The 15,285-nt window shown below is 50.8% G+C and carries 15 protein-coding genes; 2 read left to right on the top strand and 13 right to left on the bottom strand.

The annotated features are described in order from the left end of the window. Positions 1 to 91: 91 nt before the first annotated feature. The 3 genes from WMO24_RS05105 to WMO24_RS05095 all read right to left on the bottom strand — a co-directional run bounded on the left by WMO24_RS05105 (position 92) and on the right by WMO24_RS05095 (position 6,908). Positions 92 to 676: a TetR/AcrR family transcriptional regulator gene (locus WMO24_RS05105; protein WP_349215244.1), complete on the bottom strand. Its 585-nt coding sequence runs from the start codon at positions 674 to 676 to the stop codon at positions 92 to 94. A 2-nt stretch (positions 677 to 678) separates the two neighbouring features. Continuing rightward, a complete protein-coding gene (locus WMO24_RS05100; protein ID WP_349215243.1) occupies positions 679 to 4,761 on the bottom strand; it encodes an efflux RND transporter permease subunit in 4,083 nt (1,360 codons plus the stop codon). A gap of 194 nt (positions 4,762 to 4,955) precedes the next feature. Next, the gene (locus WMO24_RS05095; RefSeq protein WP_349215242.1) at positions 4,956 to 6,908 is read right to left on the bottom strand and encodes a M15 family metallopeptidase; all 1,953 of its coding nucleotides are present in this window, start codon (positions 6,906 to 6,908) and stop codon (positions 4,956 to 4,958) included. A gap of 222 nt (positions 6,909 to 7,130) precedes the next feature. On the opposite strand from WMO24_RS05095, the gene htpG reads away from it, so the two are divergent. Further along, on the top strand, positions 7,131 to 9,044 hold the full coding sequence (gene htpG / locus WMO24_RS05090) for a molecular chaperone HtpG (protein ID WP_349215241.1): 1,914 nt from the start codon (positions 7,131 to 7,133) through the stop codon (positions 9,042 to 9,044). Between the two features lie 42 nt (positions 9,045 to 9,086). On the opposite strand, the gene WMO24_RS05085 is transcribed toward htpG, so the two are convergent. Together WMO24_RS05085 and WMO24_RS05080 are read right to left on the bottom strand one after the other, a co-directional pair. Then, the gene (locus WMO24_RS05085; RefSeq protein WP_349215240.1) at positions 9,087 to 9,680 is read right to left on the bottom strand and encodes a hypothetical protein; all 594 of its coding nucleotides are present in this window, start codon (positions 9,678 to 9,680) and stop codon (positions 9,087 to 9,089) included. A gap of 12 nt (positions 9,681 to 9,692) precedes the next feature. Next, positions 9,693 to 10,802 carry a THUMP domain-containing class I SAM-dependent RNA methyltransferase gene (locus WMO24_RS05080; RefSeq protein WP_349215239.1) on the bottom strand — a complete coding sequence of 370 codons (1,110 nt, stop codon included), beginning with the start codon at positions 10,800 to 10,802 and terminating at the stop codon, positions 9,693 to 9,695. Positions 10,803 to 10,938: 136 nt separating this feature from the next. On the opposite strand from WMO24_RS05080, the gene WMO24_RS05075 reads away from it, so the two are divergent. Next, positions 10,939 to 11,343 carry a hypothetical protein gene (locus tag WMO24_RS05075; RefSeq protein WP_349215238.1) on the top strand — a complete coding sequence of 135 codons (405 nt, stop codon included), beginning with the start codon at positions 10,939 to 10,941 and terminating at the stop codon, positions 11,341 to 11,343. Between the two features lie 37 nt (positions 11,344 to 11,380). On the opposite strand, the gene hpf is transcribed toward WMO24_RS05075, so the two are convergent. The 8 genes from hpf to mazG form a co-directional block, all read right to left on the bottom strand. Continuing rightward, complete coding sequence (hpf, locus tag WMO24_RS05070) at positions 11,381 to 11,905, bottom strand: ribosome hibernation-promoting factor, HPF/YfiA family (protein WP_349215237.1); 525 nt, start codon at positions 11,903 to 11,905, stop codon at positions 11,381 to 11,383. 205 nt (positions 11,906 to 12,110) lie between these two features. Next, complete coding sequence (locus WMO24_RS05065; protein ID WP_349215236.1) at positions 12,111 to 12,530, bottom strand: S1 RNA-binding domain-containing protein; 420 nt, start codon at positions 12,528 to 12,530, stop codon at positions 12,111 to 12,113. Between the two features lie 70 nt (positions 12,531 to 12,600). After that, positions 12,601 to 12,903: an FtsB family cell division protein gene (locus WMO24_RS05060; protein WP_349215235.1), complete on the bottom strand. Its 303-nt coding sequence runs from the start codon at positions 12,901 to 12,903 to the stop codon at positions 12,601 to 12,603. Between the two features lie 48 nt (positions 12,904 to 12,951). Further along, on the bottom strand, positions 12,952 to 13,437 hold the full coding sequence (locus tag WMO24_RS05055; RefSeq protein WP_349215234.1) for a hypothetical protein: 486 nt from the start codon (positions 13,435 to 13,437) through the stop codon (positions 12,952 to 12,954). Continuing rightward, complete coding sequence (locus WMO24_RS05050) at positions 13,437 to 13,724, bottom strand: YabP/YqfC family sporulation protein (RefSeq protein ID WP_349215233.1); 288 nt, start codon at positions 13,722 to 13,724, stop codon at positions 13,437 to 13,439. The genes WMO24_RS05055 and WMO24_RS05050 overlap by 1 nt, the downstream gene beginning before the upstream one ends. Positions 13,725 to 13,814: 90 nt before the next feature. Continuing rightward, positions 13,815 to 14,060, bottom strand: coding sequence for an RNA-binding S4 domain-containing protein (locus WMO24_RS05045; RefSeq protein ID WP_349215232.1), 246 nt, complete (start codon positions 14,058 to 14,060; stop codon positions 13,815 to 13,817). Between the two features lie 80 nt (positions 14,061 to 14,140). Continuing rightward, the gene (locus WMO24_RS05040; protein WP_349215231.1) at positions 14,141 to 14,419 is read right to left on the bottom strand and encodes an HU family DNA-binding protein; all 279 of its coding nucleotides are present in this window, start codon (positions 14,417 to 14,419) and stop codon (positions 14,141 to 14,143) included. 130 nt (positions 14,420 to 14,549) lie between these two features. Then, positions 14,550 to 15,242: a nucleoside triphosphate pyrophosphohydrolase gene (gene mazG, locus WMO24_RS05035; RefSeq protein WP_349215230.1), complete on the bottom strand. Its 693-nt coding sequence runs from the start codon at positions 15,240 to 15,242 to the stop codon at positions 14,550 to 14,552. Positions 15,243 to 15,285 lie beyond the last annotated feature (43 nt).

The raw sequence follows: 15,285 nt of genomic DNA, 5'->3' as shown, positions 1-15,285 counted from the left end.
CATCGATTTGGCACCCTTAAACAAAGTCGACAAAAACCTCGCTCGGGATTTAGCTAAAATGCTTTCAGAAAAAGTTACAAAATCATAAAAATCAGCGTAAAGAACGCAGCAAAATTTGGATGGTATCCTGCTCCACTCCCTCTTCAGAAGGATGTGCACGCCGATAAGAAATATACCCGGTCAGTCCGCTGAATATGGCAAGCACTGCATAGCGCATGCTTTCCGGTTTACGCAGAACACCTTCCTCCACGCCCTGTTGCACGGTAAGTGCCAGCAACTCTTCCACTCGCTGCGCATATGAGCGGTTCATCCGTGTGCAAAACTGCTCCAGTTCATTTGTCTCGCCCGAACAAACAGCCAATACCTGCGCGCCTACATTCTGCATTTCCAGAACACGATCCGCCGCTCTTAACAGGACCTTGAGCCGCTCTTCAAAGCTTTGCGTCTTGCGCAGCGATTCTTCCAAATGCGAAAACTCATTTTCCAAGCGGTACAGAAAAGCCTTTGCAAAAATCTCTTCCCGGGACGAAAAATATTCATACAGGGTCCCTTTGCCGATGCGGCAGGCATCGGCAATCTGCTGTACCGTGATTGTGTGCAGGTCGCTGTTCTGCGTCCAAAGGCGCAGGAGTCCTTCGTAAATCTGCTCTTCTCTTTGAGCGCGTCTGTTCTGCATGCTCATTCCTCCTGAAGGCCATTCACTTCACGGGCCGCGTCTTCCGCAGCATCGTCCAATTGCGGATCATGCAGCGGTCGTTTCATCATAATATCGTATAAAATCGGCACAATCACCAATGTGAGCAACGTGGCATAGCTCAAGCCGCCAATGGTGACAATGGCCATCGGCTGCGTCATTTCCGCGCCCTGGCCGACACCCAAGGCCATCGTGGACATGGCCAGAATGGTAGTCAGCGCCGTCATGAGCACCGGACGGATTCGGGTGCGTCCTGTTTTTACAATGGCTTCCCGCCGGGTCATCCCTTCCAGGCGAAGCTGATTGATACTGTCCACAAATACGATTCCGTTGTTGACAACCACACCCGACAAAACAAGGAAGCCCAGCATTGCAATGATGGACAGTTCTTTTCCCGTCACCAAAAGTGCCAGCAAACCACCCGTAAATGCCAAGGGAATGGTGAACATAACAATAAACGGACTCATCAAACTCTGGAACTGTGCGACCATAATCAAGTAGATGAACACAATGGCCAGCGCCATCATTTTCAGCAAATCCAGCATCGCGCTGTTGATGGTTTCGTTCTCGCCGGAGAGGGTGACCGTATAGCCATCCGGGACCTCGTATTCGTCCAGTGTTTTTTGAAGTTCTCTGCTTACCAGACCAATGTTGTGTTCTTCATCGACACCCGCAGTCACAGACATGGTTCTCACGTTGTTTTCACGGTTGATGGCAGGAACGCTGTCCGTTTCTGTTTTGGTGGCAATTTCGGAAAGCGCCACGGTTTTCTCTTCTCCGTCCTGACCGGTCACTGTAAATGTGTACTGCATAATGCTGTCACGCCCCGGCAACGAAGCAGCGTCCTGAATCACAACGACCGGAACATCATCTGCCCCAATGGTCAGCGTTGTCGCACTGGTCTCACTTTGGAGTGCCGTTGCCAGTTCACTGTAAACCTGAGCGACCGTCAGCCCATACTGCATGGCCTTTTCCTTATCCACAGTAATGCGCGTTTCCGGGTTTCCGGTCACTTCTTTTTCCGAAACATCCAACACGCCTTCTGTTTCGTGCAAAATCGACCGCAAATCTTCCGCAATCGCATTCATCTGGTCCAGATCCTGCCCTGTAATTACCAGTTCGATACCGGACCCGCCCAGCATGGACAGATCCATGGTGGATTCCGTCACATCCACCGTGCAATCCAGGTCGCTGACAGACTGATCGATCTGATTTTTCACATCTACGTTGGTAACATCCCGATCATCAGACAAAAGAATATAAAATTGAATACTCCCGGAAGAACTGCCTGTCATTCCTCCCATGCCAGACCCCTGCATGGCACCTACGGTCTCCACACCTTCCACCTGTGTGATTCGGGCCATGACTTCGTCGGCCATGGCATAGGTCTGCTCCTGAGTGGATTCCTCCGGCATGGTAAGCGTCGCGGACATCTGCGGGCTGTCCATGCTGGGAATAAAAGCGGTCCCCATTTGTGTGACCATAACACCGCTGAAAACCAGCAGCGCGAAAGCACCACCCAGAACCGGCGCCTTATGCTTAAGTGCCCAGCGCAAAACCTTTTCATACCGGTTCACAAAGCCATCGAACAACTTGTGCTCTTTCTGTGTGGAGCTGCGCAGGAAGCTCGACCCCATCGCCGGTACCAGCGTCAATGCCACTACCAAACTGGCCAGAAGCGAATAGGCAATGGTCAGGCCCATATCGGTAAACAGTTCGCGGGAAAGGCCCTGCGTAAATACAATGGGCAGGAAAACGCAAATGGTCGTCAGCGTCGAGGCAAAGATTGCACCGGCAACCTGCGTGGCTCCACGTACGGCCGCTTTCGTGGCAGGCATTCCTTCAGACCGCAGACGATAAATATTTTCGATGACTACAATGCTGTTGTCCACCAGCATACCAACGCCCAGTGCCAACCCGGACAGACTGATCAGATTCAATGTGACGCCTGAAAAATACATCAGTGTAACGGCACACATCAGACTAAAGGGAATGCTGCACGCCACAATCAGCGTGGGACGCGCATCGCGCAGGAACAAAATTAAAATCAGAATTGCCAGCAGGCCGCCCCACAACAGGTTGGACAACACACTGCTGACCACCAAATCGATGTAATCGCCCTGATCCATCAGCGGGGTAATATGCAGGTCCGGATTTTCCTGCTGCAGTTCTTCAATTGCATCGTTGATTTTACCGGACACATCTGCTGTCGACGCCGTGCTCTGTTTTTGAAAACTCAGTACCACACCGTCGTTTCCATTTACCTTGGCATAGGTCTCTCCCGCGTTGTCCGTCAATTCTACGGCAGCTACATCACGCAGACGAACATCGCCGATACCGTCTACATCCAGATGCATCAAGACGGTGTTCCCCAATTCTTCTACACTCTGGAACGCATCACCCACTTTTAACAGATACTGCTCCCCGGATTCATTGATATAGCCGGCCGGCATGTTAAAGTTTTGAGCCATCAGGATATTCGCCAGCATTTCCTGCGTCAATACGCCGGAAAGATCTGCCTGCTTGTACGCCTGATCCCGCGCCTGTTCAAACTGTTCCTGTGCTGTTTTCAGCTGCTCTTCGGCCTGCGCCAGCTGACTTTCTGTGTTGGACAGTGTCACCTCGCCCTTGGTCAGTTCATTCACCGCGGTCATTTTACCGCTCTCCAGCGCAGCATATCCTTCCTGTGCCTTTTTCAGCGCCTCTTCCAGCTGCGGCTTCATTGCGGAAATAGTAGCAAGTCTCGTAGCAATGTTGCTCAATTCTGTATCAATTTCCGCCATACGCGCAGGAGCCTTGTCGGCCGCATCTTTCAGCTGACGCAAACTCTCCTGTGTCAAATCAGCCAATTGCGAAACACCGCTGGAAATCGCCTGCTGGCGGAAGGCTTCGAAAGTCGCGGCGTCCATCGCCAACAGATCTTCCACGCTTTCCGGCATGGTGGCTACCGACCGAATTGCACTGGAGATTTTTTCCGGAAGAGGTATCGACGGATTTTCCAGCAGCGCGAGCACCTCATCAAAGTTTTGTACCTGCACGCCCAACGCCGCCAAAGCCTGGTTCACCTGATCAACCACCTGCTGCTGAGCACCTTGCTTTGCAGCCAACAATGCGCTGCTCAGCGTATTGTAACCATCCAGCGCCTGCTGGTATCCTGCTTTTTCCGCTTCAAATGCTTTCTGATTGGCTGTCAGCGATGTCTCCTCACTGAGCATGGCGGAAACCTGTGCCGAAGCGCTGTCCACCTGTGCACTCGCATCTGCCAGCTGGCTCAGTGTAGAATCTTTCTTTTCGTTCAACGCCTGCTTTCCCTGCTCCAGCTGAGCTTTTCCGCTGTCCAGTTTTGCCTGTCCGTCACGCAGTTCCTGCTGGGCGTCTGCCAGCTCACTGTCCACGCTTCCCAGAACGCGGTCATTCAGCGCATCGATCTTGCTCTGATCCAATGTCACCGAGACCTGCCGCTCTACCAAACCGGTTGCATCCACGCTGGCCACGCCGCTCAACCGCTCAAATTCCGGAATCACGGACTCCTGCGCGTAATCCGAAACCTGACCGACATCCATTCCGTTTACGTCCACACTGGCGATCATTACGGGCAGCATATCCGGGCTGATCTGCAGCAGCATCGGCGTACCGACTGCATCGTCAAGCTGCGCTTTCACCAGATCCACATTGCTGGATAATTCGATCATAGCAGAATCCATATTGGTCCCCTGCTCAAATTCCAAAATGACCAAACTGGAGTTTTCACTGGAGACTGACTGCACGTTTTTAACACCGCCTGTTGTTCCCAGCACCGCCTCCAGCGGCTTTGTCACAGTCATTTCGATTTTTTCCGGACTCGCACCGGCGTATGTGGTGACTACCATCACATACGGCAGTTCAATACTGGGCAGAAGATCGGTCGTCATTCCCATAAAAGAGACCACACCCAATACCAAAACCAAAACGACTGCTACCAAAACAGTAAACGGTTTTTTGACGCTGTAATGAGACAGCATAATTACCTCCCTGCCGCATATTCGGCTTAAAGAAAAACTGACCGACCAGTCGGTCGGCTTTTTCATTATAGCACCCACCAAGATGAATAGAAAGCACTTTTTCCACGAAAAAATGTAAAAATTTTATTGCAAAACAAAAGGAGCGGCATCTGGGATGCGCTCCTTTACACGCTGATTCTGTTTGTCGATTTTTCCGCCCATACACTAAAAAATCTGCCGGAACATCCGTTCCGGCAGATTGCATTCAGATAAAAATAGCCTCAGGCTGCAGAGCTTGCGTCAGAAGATGCCGGCGCGGTGGAATCCTGCGCCAGATACTGTTCCAACGTCAGGCCGCTGGCCTTAATTTTCTGTGCCTGCTCCACACCTACATAGCGCCAATGCCAGGGTTCCGGATCAAAGCCCGTAATCTCCTTGGTTCCTTCCGGATAGCGCTCGATAAAGCCATAATTGGCTGCATTTTCCGTCAGCCACTGATACTCGGCGCTGGCACGATAAGCGGCATCATCATAACCGGAGACAGAGCTGGAGAAAATGTCGGCAGAGAGGCCCAGGTTATGCTCCGACGCACCCGCCGGGCAATCCGTATAACCAGCATTGTAGTTGGTCGCCTGTGTATCATAAGTGCGGTAACCCACCTTCAGGGTCAGCGTATATCCCGCATCCTTTGCCGCGCTCAAGAGCTGATTGAAAGCATCCGCCGCACGGCTGTCCACCGGGACGCCACCTACATCTGCAGTCGTAATGGCATCGGTCTCTTCCTTGGACAACACATTGCTGCGATTTACCAAGCGCATATACCACTCATCGCGCGGAATCGTATCCACCGGCTCCGTGACAACGGAACTTGTCGAAGAAGCATCGGGAACAGAAGAACTGGCCATGCTGCTGGAAGTGGTTTGAGAAGTAGAATTCCCCTTGTCATCTCCGCCGCCCAAAAGTTTGGTCACCAGAAGAACGACCAGAACCAGAATCACCAGCGCAATGCCAATGATCAGCGGCATTTTGTTGCCGCCTTTACGGCCACCGCCCGAACCGCCTTTGCGGCCGCGGCGCGGCATGTCCTCTTCATCGTCCTCTGTGTCTTCGTACTCGTCCTCATCGGGATCCGCATCGTACAAGCCTGCAAACAAATCGTCTTTCACGTCAGAGGGTGCCGGTTCGCCATAGCTTTCTTCGCTCGCCTGTGAAACCGCCTGATCAAAAGCACTGAAATCAATGGGGGCGATTCCGCCCAAATTCTCAGACTTGGGCTCCTGCGGCTGCACCGGCTCCAGGGGCATATCAAACGAAAGCTCTTCTACTGCAGGTTCCGGTTCCGGCTGAGAGAAGTCCAGCGGAATTGTCTGGGAAACCGGCTGCTGAACCTCGGGTTCCGGTGTTTTCTCCGGCATCGGAGGCTGTGCATCAAAATCAAAGGCAGTCGTTTTGTGCAATTCAGCAGGCTCAAAACTCATGGGCTGAACCGGCGCGGCCGGTTCAAACACACGGGTAGCCTCTTCGCCCGCCTGAGAAGGAACATCCTTTTGATCGGAAATTGCCTGGTCCAAAAGCTGTTTCCACTCAGGCTCTGCCTGCTGCTGAACCGGTTGCGCCGGAATCGGCTCAATCGGAGCACTGGTCATTGCCGGCTGCTGCACCGGCTCCACCGGGGCAGGCTGATCGACAACAACCGGTTGCGCTTTGGCCTGCCGGAAATGATCTACGTTCCAATCAATCGGCTTTGCCTTTACCTGACGCCGAAGCGGTTCCTGACGATTGGTAGAATTAAACACCGGCAAAGAACCCGTCGGTTTTGCCGGAGCAGCCGCATGAGGCATTTCAACAGAAATCGGTTCTGCCTCATCTGCAGCCTGTGCAGATGGAACATTTTCTGCCGGCTGAGCAAAATCCAAAGGAATTGCATCTTCCGCCACCGGCTGGTTCGACTCTTCCTCCGCAAATAAGCTCTGGAAGACCATCTCTCCGATATTCTTTTCTTTTTCCTTATCCTGCGGCACACTGGGGGCAGCGGGCTTCGCTGCCACAGGCTGTTTCACATCGAAAACCTGTGTCGCATCACTGGTACTTGTGGTTTCGGCTTCGGGTGCGTCGTCAAACAGATTCAACTCCTGCATCCCCGCAAACGCATCGTCCATCGGTTTGTCGTTGCCGTTGGAACCAGCGCCGCTTTCCGGCTCACCGGAGAAAAAATCTATATTGGGATTCGGCACAAAAACACCGCCTTTTTCTAAGTTTATATACTATATATAATAGCGCATTGGTTTATGTTAAGCAAGTATTTTTCCAGAAATGAAGCATACAGCCCGGCCTTTTTCTTCTCTTTATGAAGATTTTTTTAATTTTGCTAAAATCTCTTGCAGTTTCCTTTTGATTGTTGTATTATGAATTAGCACTCATGCTTTTAGAGTGCTAAGATTTAGGAGGCATGTTTTATGGCAGTAAAGCAATTCAAAGCCGAATCCAAGCGGCTTCTTGATTTGATGATTAATTCCATCTATACGCACAAAGAAATTTTCCTGCGCGAACTGATCAGCAATGCCAGCGATGCCATTGATAAGCTGTATTTCCGCAGCCTCACCGATGACAGCGTTGCGCTGAAGAAAAAAGACTTCGAGATTCGCCTTTCCCCTGACAAGGACAAGCGTACGCTTGTCATCTCCGACAATGGCATTGGTATGACCAAAGAAGAGTTGGAGCAAAACCTTGGCACCATTGCCAAAAGCGGAAGTCTGGACTTCAAGCAGAACAACGAAGCCAACAATAAAGTGGACATCATCGGACAATTCGGTGTTGGTTTTTACTCTGCGTTCATGGTTGCCAGTAAAGTAACGGTGATCAGCCGCGCCTTTGGCACACAGGAAGCCTGGAAATGGGAATCCAAAGGAGCAGAAGGTTATACCCTGACTCCTTGCGAAAAAGCCACCGCCGGTACGGATATTATTCTGGTTATTAAGGAAAACGAAGGCGACGAACATTATGACGAATATCTGGACGACTGGCGCCTTGCGGAAATCGTGAAAAAGTATTCCGATTACATTCGTTATCCCATCAAGATGCTCCGCACCAAGAGCCGCATGGTGGAAGGAACCGACAAGGATGCGGACGGAAATTACAAAACTCCGGAATACGAAAATTATACGGAAGATGAAACGCTGAACAGCATGGTTCCCATCTGGAAGCGGGATAAAAAGAAAGTATCGGACGAAGAATACGCTGAATTCTACAAGCAGAAATTCACCGACTGGTCCGATCCTGCCAAGGTCATCCAATCCAAGACCGAAGGCACAGCCACTTACAACGCATTGCTGTTCATTCCGTCCCGTGCGCCGTTCAACTACTACACCAAAGAGTATGAAAAAGGGCTTCAGCTTTATGCCAGCGGCGTGCTGATTATGGATCGCTGCGCCGATCTCCTGCCGGACCATTTCAGCTTTGTAAAAGGTCTGGTAGACAGCCAGGATTTGAGCCTGAACATCAGCCGCGAAATGCTGCAGCACGACAGCCAGCTGAAACTGATCAAGACCACGCTGGAACGCAAGATCAAAAATGAACTGTCTGCCTGGCTGAAAAACGACCGTGAAAAATACGAAGAATTTTTCAAAAACTTCGGTCTCCAGCTGAAAATGGGCTGTTATACCGGCTACGGTGCCAATAAGGACCAGCTGCAGGACCTGCTTCTGTTCCACAGCGGAAAAGAGAACAAATATGTCACGCTTCGTGAATACGTGGACGCCATGCCCGAAGAGCAGAAATACATTTATTACGCCGCCGGCGAAAGCTGCGAAAAGCTGGCCAAACTGCCCGCTGCGGAGCGCGTGTTATCCAAGGGATTTGACATTCTCTATCTGACGGATGATGTAGACGAATTCGTTCTGCAGATGCTGCGCGAATACGACAAAAAAGAATTCCGCAACATTTCCGGTGATGATCTGGGGCTGGAGAGCGAGAGCGAAAAAGAAGAGCTGAAAGCCCAAAATGAAGAGAACAAAGACCTGTTTGCGGCTATGAAAGAGGCATTGGGTGACAAGGTCAGCGAGGTGCGCTTGTCGCAGAGACTGGTAAGCCACCCGGTCTGCCTGTCCAGCAGCGGACCGCTTTCCATTGAGATGGAAAAGGTATTGAACAATATGCCCACTCAGGAAAAAGTAAAAAGCCAGAAAGTTTTAGAAATCAACGGAACGCACCCGGTGTTTGCTGCATTGCAAAAACTGATGCGCGACGGCGACAAAGAAAAGCTGGCAACTTACAGCGAATTGTTGTATGATCAGGCACTTCTGATTGAAGGCCTCACTTTGGAGGACCCTGTCGCCTATGCAAATGCTGTTTGCAAACTGATGACGGAATAACAACAAAAAACCGCCGCCCGAATTCGGGCGGCGGTTTTTGTCTTAATAATAATAGAAACGTGATACGCTGTATCCCCAAATGGCAAACAAAACCCACAGGAATATAAAAAGTGCCCAACCAATCAGTTTTACAATCAGAATTCCACGTGCCAGATTGCGCCGATTGGGCCGCATGGAACGCTCAAATGCCCAAATCAACATGACGATCCATCCTACCAAAGGAATATTGCCAAGTACCAGCATACCTACAATGGTTCCGAGGCTCAAAGGCTCTGGCGGCTGCTGAACCGGATACGGCATAGGACGCCCCTGTTCATAATACGGCGGCTGCTGAACCGGCGGGTAGCCGCCGGGCATATATTGAGGTGCCGTTCTCGGTGGTTCCTGGCGGGCCGCTGCGGGTTCCGGCTGGACCGGCGGTACGGCCGATGCGTTCGGGTCCGGCTGCGTGGCAGGCTCTGGCTGGACAGGAGCCGCACTCGATGCGTCCGGTGTCGGCTGCGCGACGGAATCTGGTTGGGCCTGAGTCGCAGTCGGCACAGTCACGTCTGGCTGAATTTCACTTTTAGCTCCGCAGCGAGGACAAATCGCATCCTCGTCTTTCATTGGGAAACCGCAATAAATACAATAATGCATTGTACGCCCTCCTCAAAAATACATATAGACCTGACAGGGAATCATTCCGTTGTAAAGTTTGCGGCGTCGCTTTGCCTTTTTGCCAAAATGTGTCTCAAAATCCGCATCAGCGGTAATAATATAGGCACCACGCACAGGATTTTCTTCCAGGCGGCGGCCCAGAATCCGCTCCAGTTCAGCCGCTTGCTGCAAATCACCCAAGCGTTCACCATACGGCGGATTCGTAAATACCATACTTCCTTTTGCGGGCGCGAAACGACTTACGTCTGCCTCAAAAAAGCGGCAATGCTTTTCCACCCCCGCCAGTTTAGCATTCGCTGTTGCCAAACGTACCGCCGCCGGATCGATGTCAAAGCCGATTCCCTCAAAGGTGCAATCCTTTCGGATTTCACTCAGCGCCTTTTCTCTCTGCCGCGCCCATGCCTTGGGGGAAATAAAAGCATAGTGTTCTGCAGCAAAACGTCTGCGCATGCCGGGAGCCAAATTCATCGCTTTCATGGCTGCTTCAATCATTAACGTGCCGGAACCGCAAAACGGATCCTGCGCAACTGTATCCGGATATATGCGTCCCAGATCCACAATTGCAGAAGCCAAGGTCTCCTTGATGGGTGCAAGTGTACTGTTGCGCCTGTACCCGCGCTTATGAAGGCCGTCACCAGAAGTATCCAACTGAATTTCCGCTATGTTTTTCCGAATGGAAAAGCGAATTTTGTAAACGGCCCCTGTCTCAGGCAGGACCTGCGTATGATGGCCGCGGCGCATCCGCTCCACTACCGCCTTTTTCACAATGCTCTGGCACGCCGGGACACTGGACAGCTGGCTGGAAAGACTGCTGCCCTTCACTGGAAAAGCTGCATCTGCCGGGAGCAGCTCCTCCCAGGGAATGCTGGCCGTCAAATCAAACAACTCGTCGAAGCTTGTGACCTTCCCTGTCTTCAACAAAAGCAACACGCGCTCTGCACAACGGCTCCACAAGTTGGCCGCACACAGAATGTCTTCGTCTCCGTCAAAAGAAACTCGTCCATCCGTAACGGTTACATTCTGTGCCCCAATGCGTTTAAAATCGTACGCGGCCGCGCTCTCCGTTCCAAAATAGCACGGAGCAATCATATGATACTGCAAATCAGATTCCTCGTTTTCATTTTTGTTTTAGTATAACATAAAACCACGTCACTGACCAGTTTTCCAAGCGCCAAATCAATCAAATGAAATAAATTCTTTGCTTCATCCGTATTTCATGCAAAGGAGGTGCCGTTGTATGAAAGTTCGCCGGCGTATCGGTTTTATTTTCGTTGCATTGATTCTTATCGCAGGAATTCTCTGGTGGTTGCTGAGCGGGCGCCATCCGTACGCAGATCTTCGTGCGGATCAAATACAGAGCGCATCCGTGCGTCTCATCCCACCCAGCGTACAATATGAGCTTTCTGCCGATCAGATTGAAGACCTTTGCCGTCAGATGCAATCCGTCGTCATATATCGCACATTTTCGCCCGAGCCCATGGCAGGTCAGTTTGTAGAATTCACGCTTACTTTTCAGGACGGGACCGTACACACGGTACAGCCGTTCGGAACTCTCATCTCCCTTGACGGAATCTTTTACCAAACCGCTTACGAACCAAGCGAAGCACTGAACCAATTTGCCAACCAACACATTCCCACATAAAAAAGGGGGCTTTCGCCCCCTTGTTTTTTTGAGTAGGTCAGCGCTCTGGAACCAACAGGCCGTATGTGCCGTCTTTACGGCGATAAACCACCTGTACTTCCCCTGTATCGCCATCGCGGAACAGGAAAAACGCGTGACCCAGCATATTCATTTCCAAAATAGCCTCATCTACTGTGCACGGCTTCACCGAAAAATGTTTTTCGCGAATCACGTGGTACTCGTTCTCCTCCGGCTCTTCCTCTTCCTGAGCAAAGGCCTCTACAGCCGGCTGATATACACGATTTTCCAGTTTCTTGCGATTCTTGACAATTCTACGCGTCAAAAGATCCACGGCCGCATCGAACGCATCTTCCATGCGGTCGGCTGACTTCTCTGCCCGGCTTACGAACCCCCGGTCGCGTACGGTCAATTCCACCGTTTGCCAATCTTTCTCAACGGTTACAGTCACCTGTGCCTGCGCCTCCGAAGAGAAGAATTTATCAAGTTTTGCGAGCTTTGTCTCCACGCGCTGTTGAAACGCCTCTTTCAGATTGACCTTGCGTCCTGTGCATGTGATTTTCATAAACCAAAGCCTCCTTTGCGGTTTGAAAAAGAACGCTCATGCTTTCTTTTTCTATCTTCATTATAACACTCCTATCTCCCATACGCAAGGCAGGCAAAGGCATAGTTTACAGTTTATTCTTTATTTATACAATTTTTTTGTCTAATTTATCCACGCGGTTCAAACAAAAAAGGATGCACCCGCCGATGCATCCTTTTAAAAACAATCAATGACCTCTGCGTGAATACCCGCCGCCGCGCCGGGCCTCTGTCACGCGACGCAGATCGGAAATTTTTTCTTCACTGCGAGATTTAAACTGGCTCATCATGTCCTCAAAGGACAGATTGGTCTGGGGAGCCGGTGTACGCGGCTGCCATACGCGGCCCGTATCTGCCCGTGTGGGACGAGGACGCGGCTCCGTCCGTTTGATGGAAAGCGCAATTTTTCCGTCCGGTGAAACGCTCAGGATCTTGACCTTAACGATCTGACCTTCATTGAGCACATCCGAAAGCTCCTGAATGTACTCATTGGAGACTTCGGAAATGTGAACCATTCCGGTCTCTCCACCGGGCAGCAAAACAAATGCGCCGAATTTTTTTACGCCGGTGATCTTACCCTCTACGATGCTTCCTACCTCTACTGCCATGGAATGATAGAACTCCTTTTATTTAAAATGCAAAGCCGCACGGCTTTTAAAGTGGGGGTGGAGACGGACCTTAATTGCCCGACATGTCGATGAAAACACGCTCATTGGGTAACGCATAACCCAATTTTGTGCGGGCAAGGCGCTCCATATAAGCCGCTTCATCATCTGTATCCAACGTACGCTGCAACTCCTCGTTTTCGGCTTGCTGTGCCGAAACCTGCTGATTGACATTGTCAAGCTGCTGGCGCTTGGCAATAATTTCCATCTGTACAGAAATCAGCGATACACCCAGATATACGCAAACGCAAACAAGCCCAAGCCGAATTGCCCAAGCTGAAAACTTTTTCTTTTTCTTTTTCGCCGTACGCTGCATTACCGATGGATCGCCTTTCCCTGTTTTGCAAGGTTTTTGTCTTTTGCATTATTTAGAATTATACAACACTCGGCCTGTGTTTTGCAACCTTTTCTTGTTGACCTGCTTCATTTTTTCCAGTTTCTTTACATGCCTTTTTGTCCCGCGTGCTTTTGCGCATCGAAAAAGTCTCCGCCAGAAAGGCGCAAACACATAGCGCCCAATCCATTGGACCGGAAAAGTCAAAGCCCGCCAAAACATCGCCCTCATTTTTTCTAAAAACGGCCCCAGTGCAGAACGACAGATCAAAAAAGCACTCACACAAGCAAGCAGATCATACCAACGCGGAAGGCCGGAATAGAAACGGCTTACGGCAGCACTGCGCAGCATTAAAACGCCGCTTATACAGCAGAACACATCAGAAAAGGCCAAGGCAACCGCACTTTGGCCCAGCACAAACCGAAGCCCCGAATATATCAGACACAAAAGGCACCCGAGACCTGCTGCCAAAAAGGCGTCTCTGAGCGCCATTTGAACGGGAATGGCCGCGACCATTACCGCACCAACCTTTTGAACAATGATGTGCCTTTTTCCTTTTTGACTGTATACTGCACATATTCTATGGCACCGCTGATTCGCACTTCTCCCGTCTGTACGCTGAGTTCGCTGACCTTCAAACCTTCTCCGCCGATGGTCAGCATTCCATATTCCGTATCCAAGCAAGCCGTGAGTTCATCATAGGACAAAATCGCCTGGATTCCTGTGGCCGTCAGCATGTTCCGGTTTTCCAATATTACATTATGCGGCTTCTTTCCACCTGCTGTCATGCTTTTCTCATTCATGTTCTTTTCACCTGCCTTCCGTTCATTCTATGCGCACAGCAGGTGCTCTATGCAAAAAAGTCTATGGAAGATATCTTCCATAGACTTTTCTTATTCCGACAGAACAGTGTACATTTCTCTTGCTACATCCTTCCCCGTAGGGGCTTCTGTAGAGACCACTTTTACCTGAACCGGGCGCTGACCAAAAGCAATTTCAATGATGTCGCCTTCCTTGACGGCGTAACTTGCCTTCACCGGACGGCCATTCACCAAAATGCGACCGGCATCCGCCACTTCATTGGCAACGGTGCGGCGCTTGATCAGACGGCTTACCTTTAAATATTTATCGATTCGCATATGCACTCTCCTCCCTATGCGGGATAACATAACAAAAAGCCCGCACCGCGGCAATGCGCAGAGCGGGCATAAAAAGCAGCTTATTTACCGGAAACAGCGTCCTTCAAAGCTTTGCCTGCTTTAAACGCGGGCACAACCGTCGCTTCAACCTGAACCTCTTCGCCGGTGCGGGGGTTCACAGCCGTACGAGCAGCACGCTGACGGGGCTCAAAAGTACCAAAGCCCACCAGAGCAACTTTATCGCCGGATTTCAGCGCATTGGTAATGCCGTCCAAAACAGCTGCAACTGCCTTCTCTGCATCCTTTTTGGTCAACTCTGCATCGGCAGCAACTTTCGCAATCAGTTCAACTTTTGTCATGTTGAAAAACCTCCAAATAAAAGCATTGATGATTTCGTTTATATCCACAAAGCGCTGAGCGCCTTGGATAAACCTGTTCTGTTTCTTAGTGTGGACCAGACTGTATTGACTCAAACAAATCGACATAAGTTCACGGCTGGGACACACTGTACAAAAACGCCCGATTTTCACGCTCCAGCGCTTCCTCTGCATCGCATTTGACCTGGCGGCCCAAATCCGCTGCGTCGAACAAAAGGCGACCCAACACATCGGATATGTTCTGCACATCGCCCTGCTCCGCTGCTTTGCAGAATTCATCTGCGTTTTTCTTCAGCGAAGCTGTGGTCTCCTGTGTGCTGCGACCCATTCCATGCGAAGCAGCCCGCTTGGAAAGTTTTGTTGCCCGCATTAACGCTGGCATCGCCTGCGGAACACTGGCCAAATCTTCCGCAACAGACTCGCGATGTTTTTCCTGACGTTTCAGCGCCTCCCAATTTTGCAGCGCCTGCTCGGGGTTGTCCGCTTTCACATCACCAAAAATATGAGGATGACGGTAAATCAGCTTTTTGCAAATACCCGTGCACACATCTTCAAAGGTAAAGCGGCTTTGCTCCGTTTCCATCTGCGTGTGGAGCGCCACCTGCAAAAGAACATCGCCCAATTCCTCACAGAGAAGATGTGCATCCTCCAAATCAATCGCGTCCGCTACCTCGTACGTTTCCTCAATGAAATTCTTACGGATCGATGAATGCGTCTGTACTTTGTCCCAGGCACACCCGTCCTTTGGGTCCCGCAAAAGCGCCACAATGCGCAGCAGGTCCTCCATGTTATACCGTTCTTTCATTTCAAAATCCTGCTTCAAGGCCGGTTCCGCCCTTTCTGGTCTA

This window comes from Ruthenibacterium intestinale (genome assembly GCF_040096265.1).
GTDB classification, from domain to species: domain Bacteria; phylum Bacillota; class Clostridia; order Oscillospirales; family Ruminococcaceae; genus Ruthenibacterium; species Ruthenibacterium komagatae.
This window is presented reverse-complemented; position numbering and strand designations above follow the sequence as displayed.

Coding starts and splice junctions, on each gene's coding strand:
- WMO24_RS05105 (WP_349215244.1), bottom strand. CDS start 676: ATGCAGAACAGACGCGCTCAAAGAGAAGAGCAGATTTACGAAGGACTC.
- WMO24_RS05100 (WP_349215243.1), bottom strand. CDS start 4,761: ATGAAAAAGCCGACCGACTGGTCGGTCAGTTTTTCTTTAAGCCGAATA.
- htpG (WP_349215241.1), top strand. CDS start 7,131: ATGGCAGTAAAGCAATTCAAAGCCGAATCCAAGCGGCTTCTTGATTTG.
- WMO24_RS05085 (WP_349215240.1), bottom strand. CDS start 9,680: ATGCATTATTGTATTTATTGCGGTTTCCCAATGAAAGACGAGGATGCG.
- WMO24_RS05075 (WP_349215238.1), top strand. CDS start 10,939: ATGAAAGTTCGCCGGCGTATCGGTTTTATTTTCGTTGCATTGATTCTT.
- hpf (WP_349215237.1), bottom strand. CDS start 11,905: ATGAAAATCACATGCACAGGACGCAAGGTCAATCTGAAAGAGGCGTTT.
- WMO24_RS05065 (WP_349215236.1), bottom strand. CDS start 12,530: ATGGCAGTAGAGGTAGGAAGCATCGTAGAGGGTAAGATCACCGGCGTA.
- WMO24_RS05060 (WP_349215235.1), bottom strand. CDS start 12,903: ATGCAGCGTACGGCGAAAAAGAAAAAGAAAAAGTTTTCAGCTTGGGCA.
- WMO24_RS05055 (WP_349215234.1), bottom strand. CDS start 13,437: ATGGTCGCGGCCATTCCCGTTCAAATGGCGCTCAGAGACGCCTTTTTG.
- WMO24_RS05050 (WP_349215233.1), bottom strand. CDS start 13,724: ATGAATGAGAAAAGCATGACAGCAGGTGGAAAGAAGCCGCATAATGTA.
- WMO24_RS05045 (WP_349215232.1), bottom strand. CDS start 14,060: ATGCGAATCGATAAATATTTAAAGGTAAGCCGTCTGATCAAGCGCCGC.
- WMO24_RS05040 (WP_349215231.1), bottom strand. CDS start 14,419: ATGACAAAAGTTGAACTGATTGCGAAAGTTGCTGCCGATGCAGAGTTG.
- mazG (WP_349215230.1), bottom strand. CDS start 15,242: ATGAAAGAACGGTATAACATGGAGGACCTGCTGCGCATTGTGGCGCTT.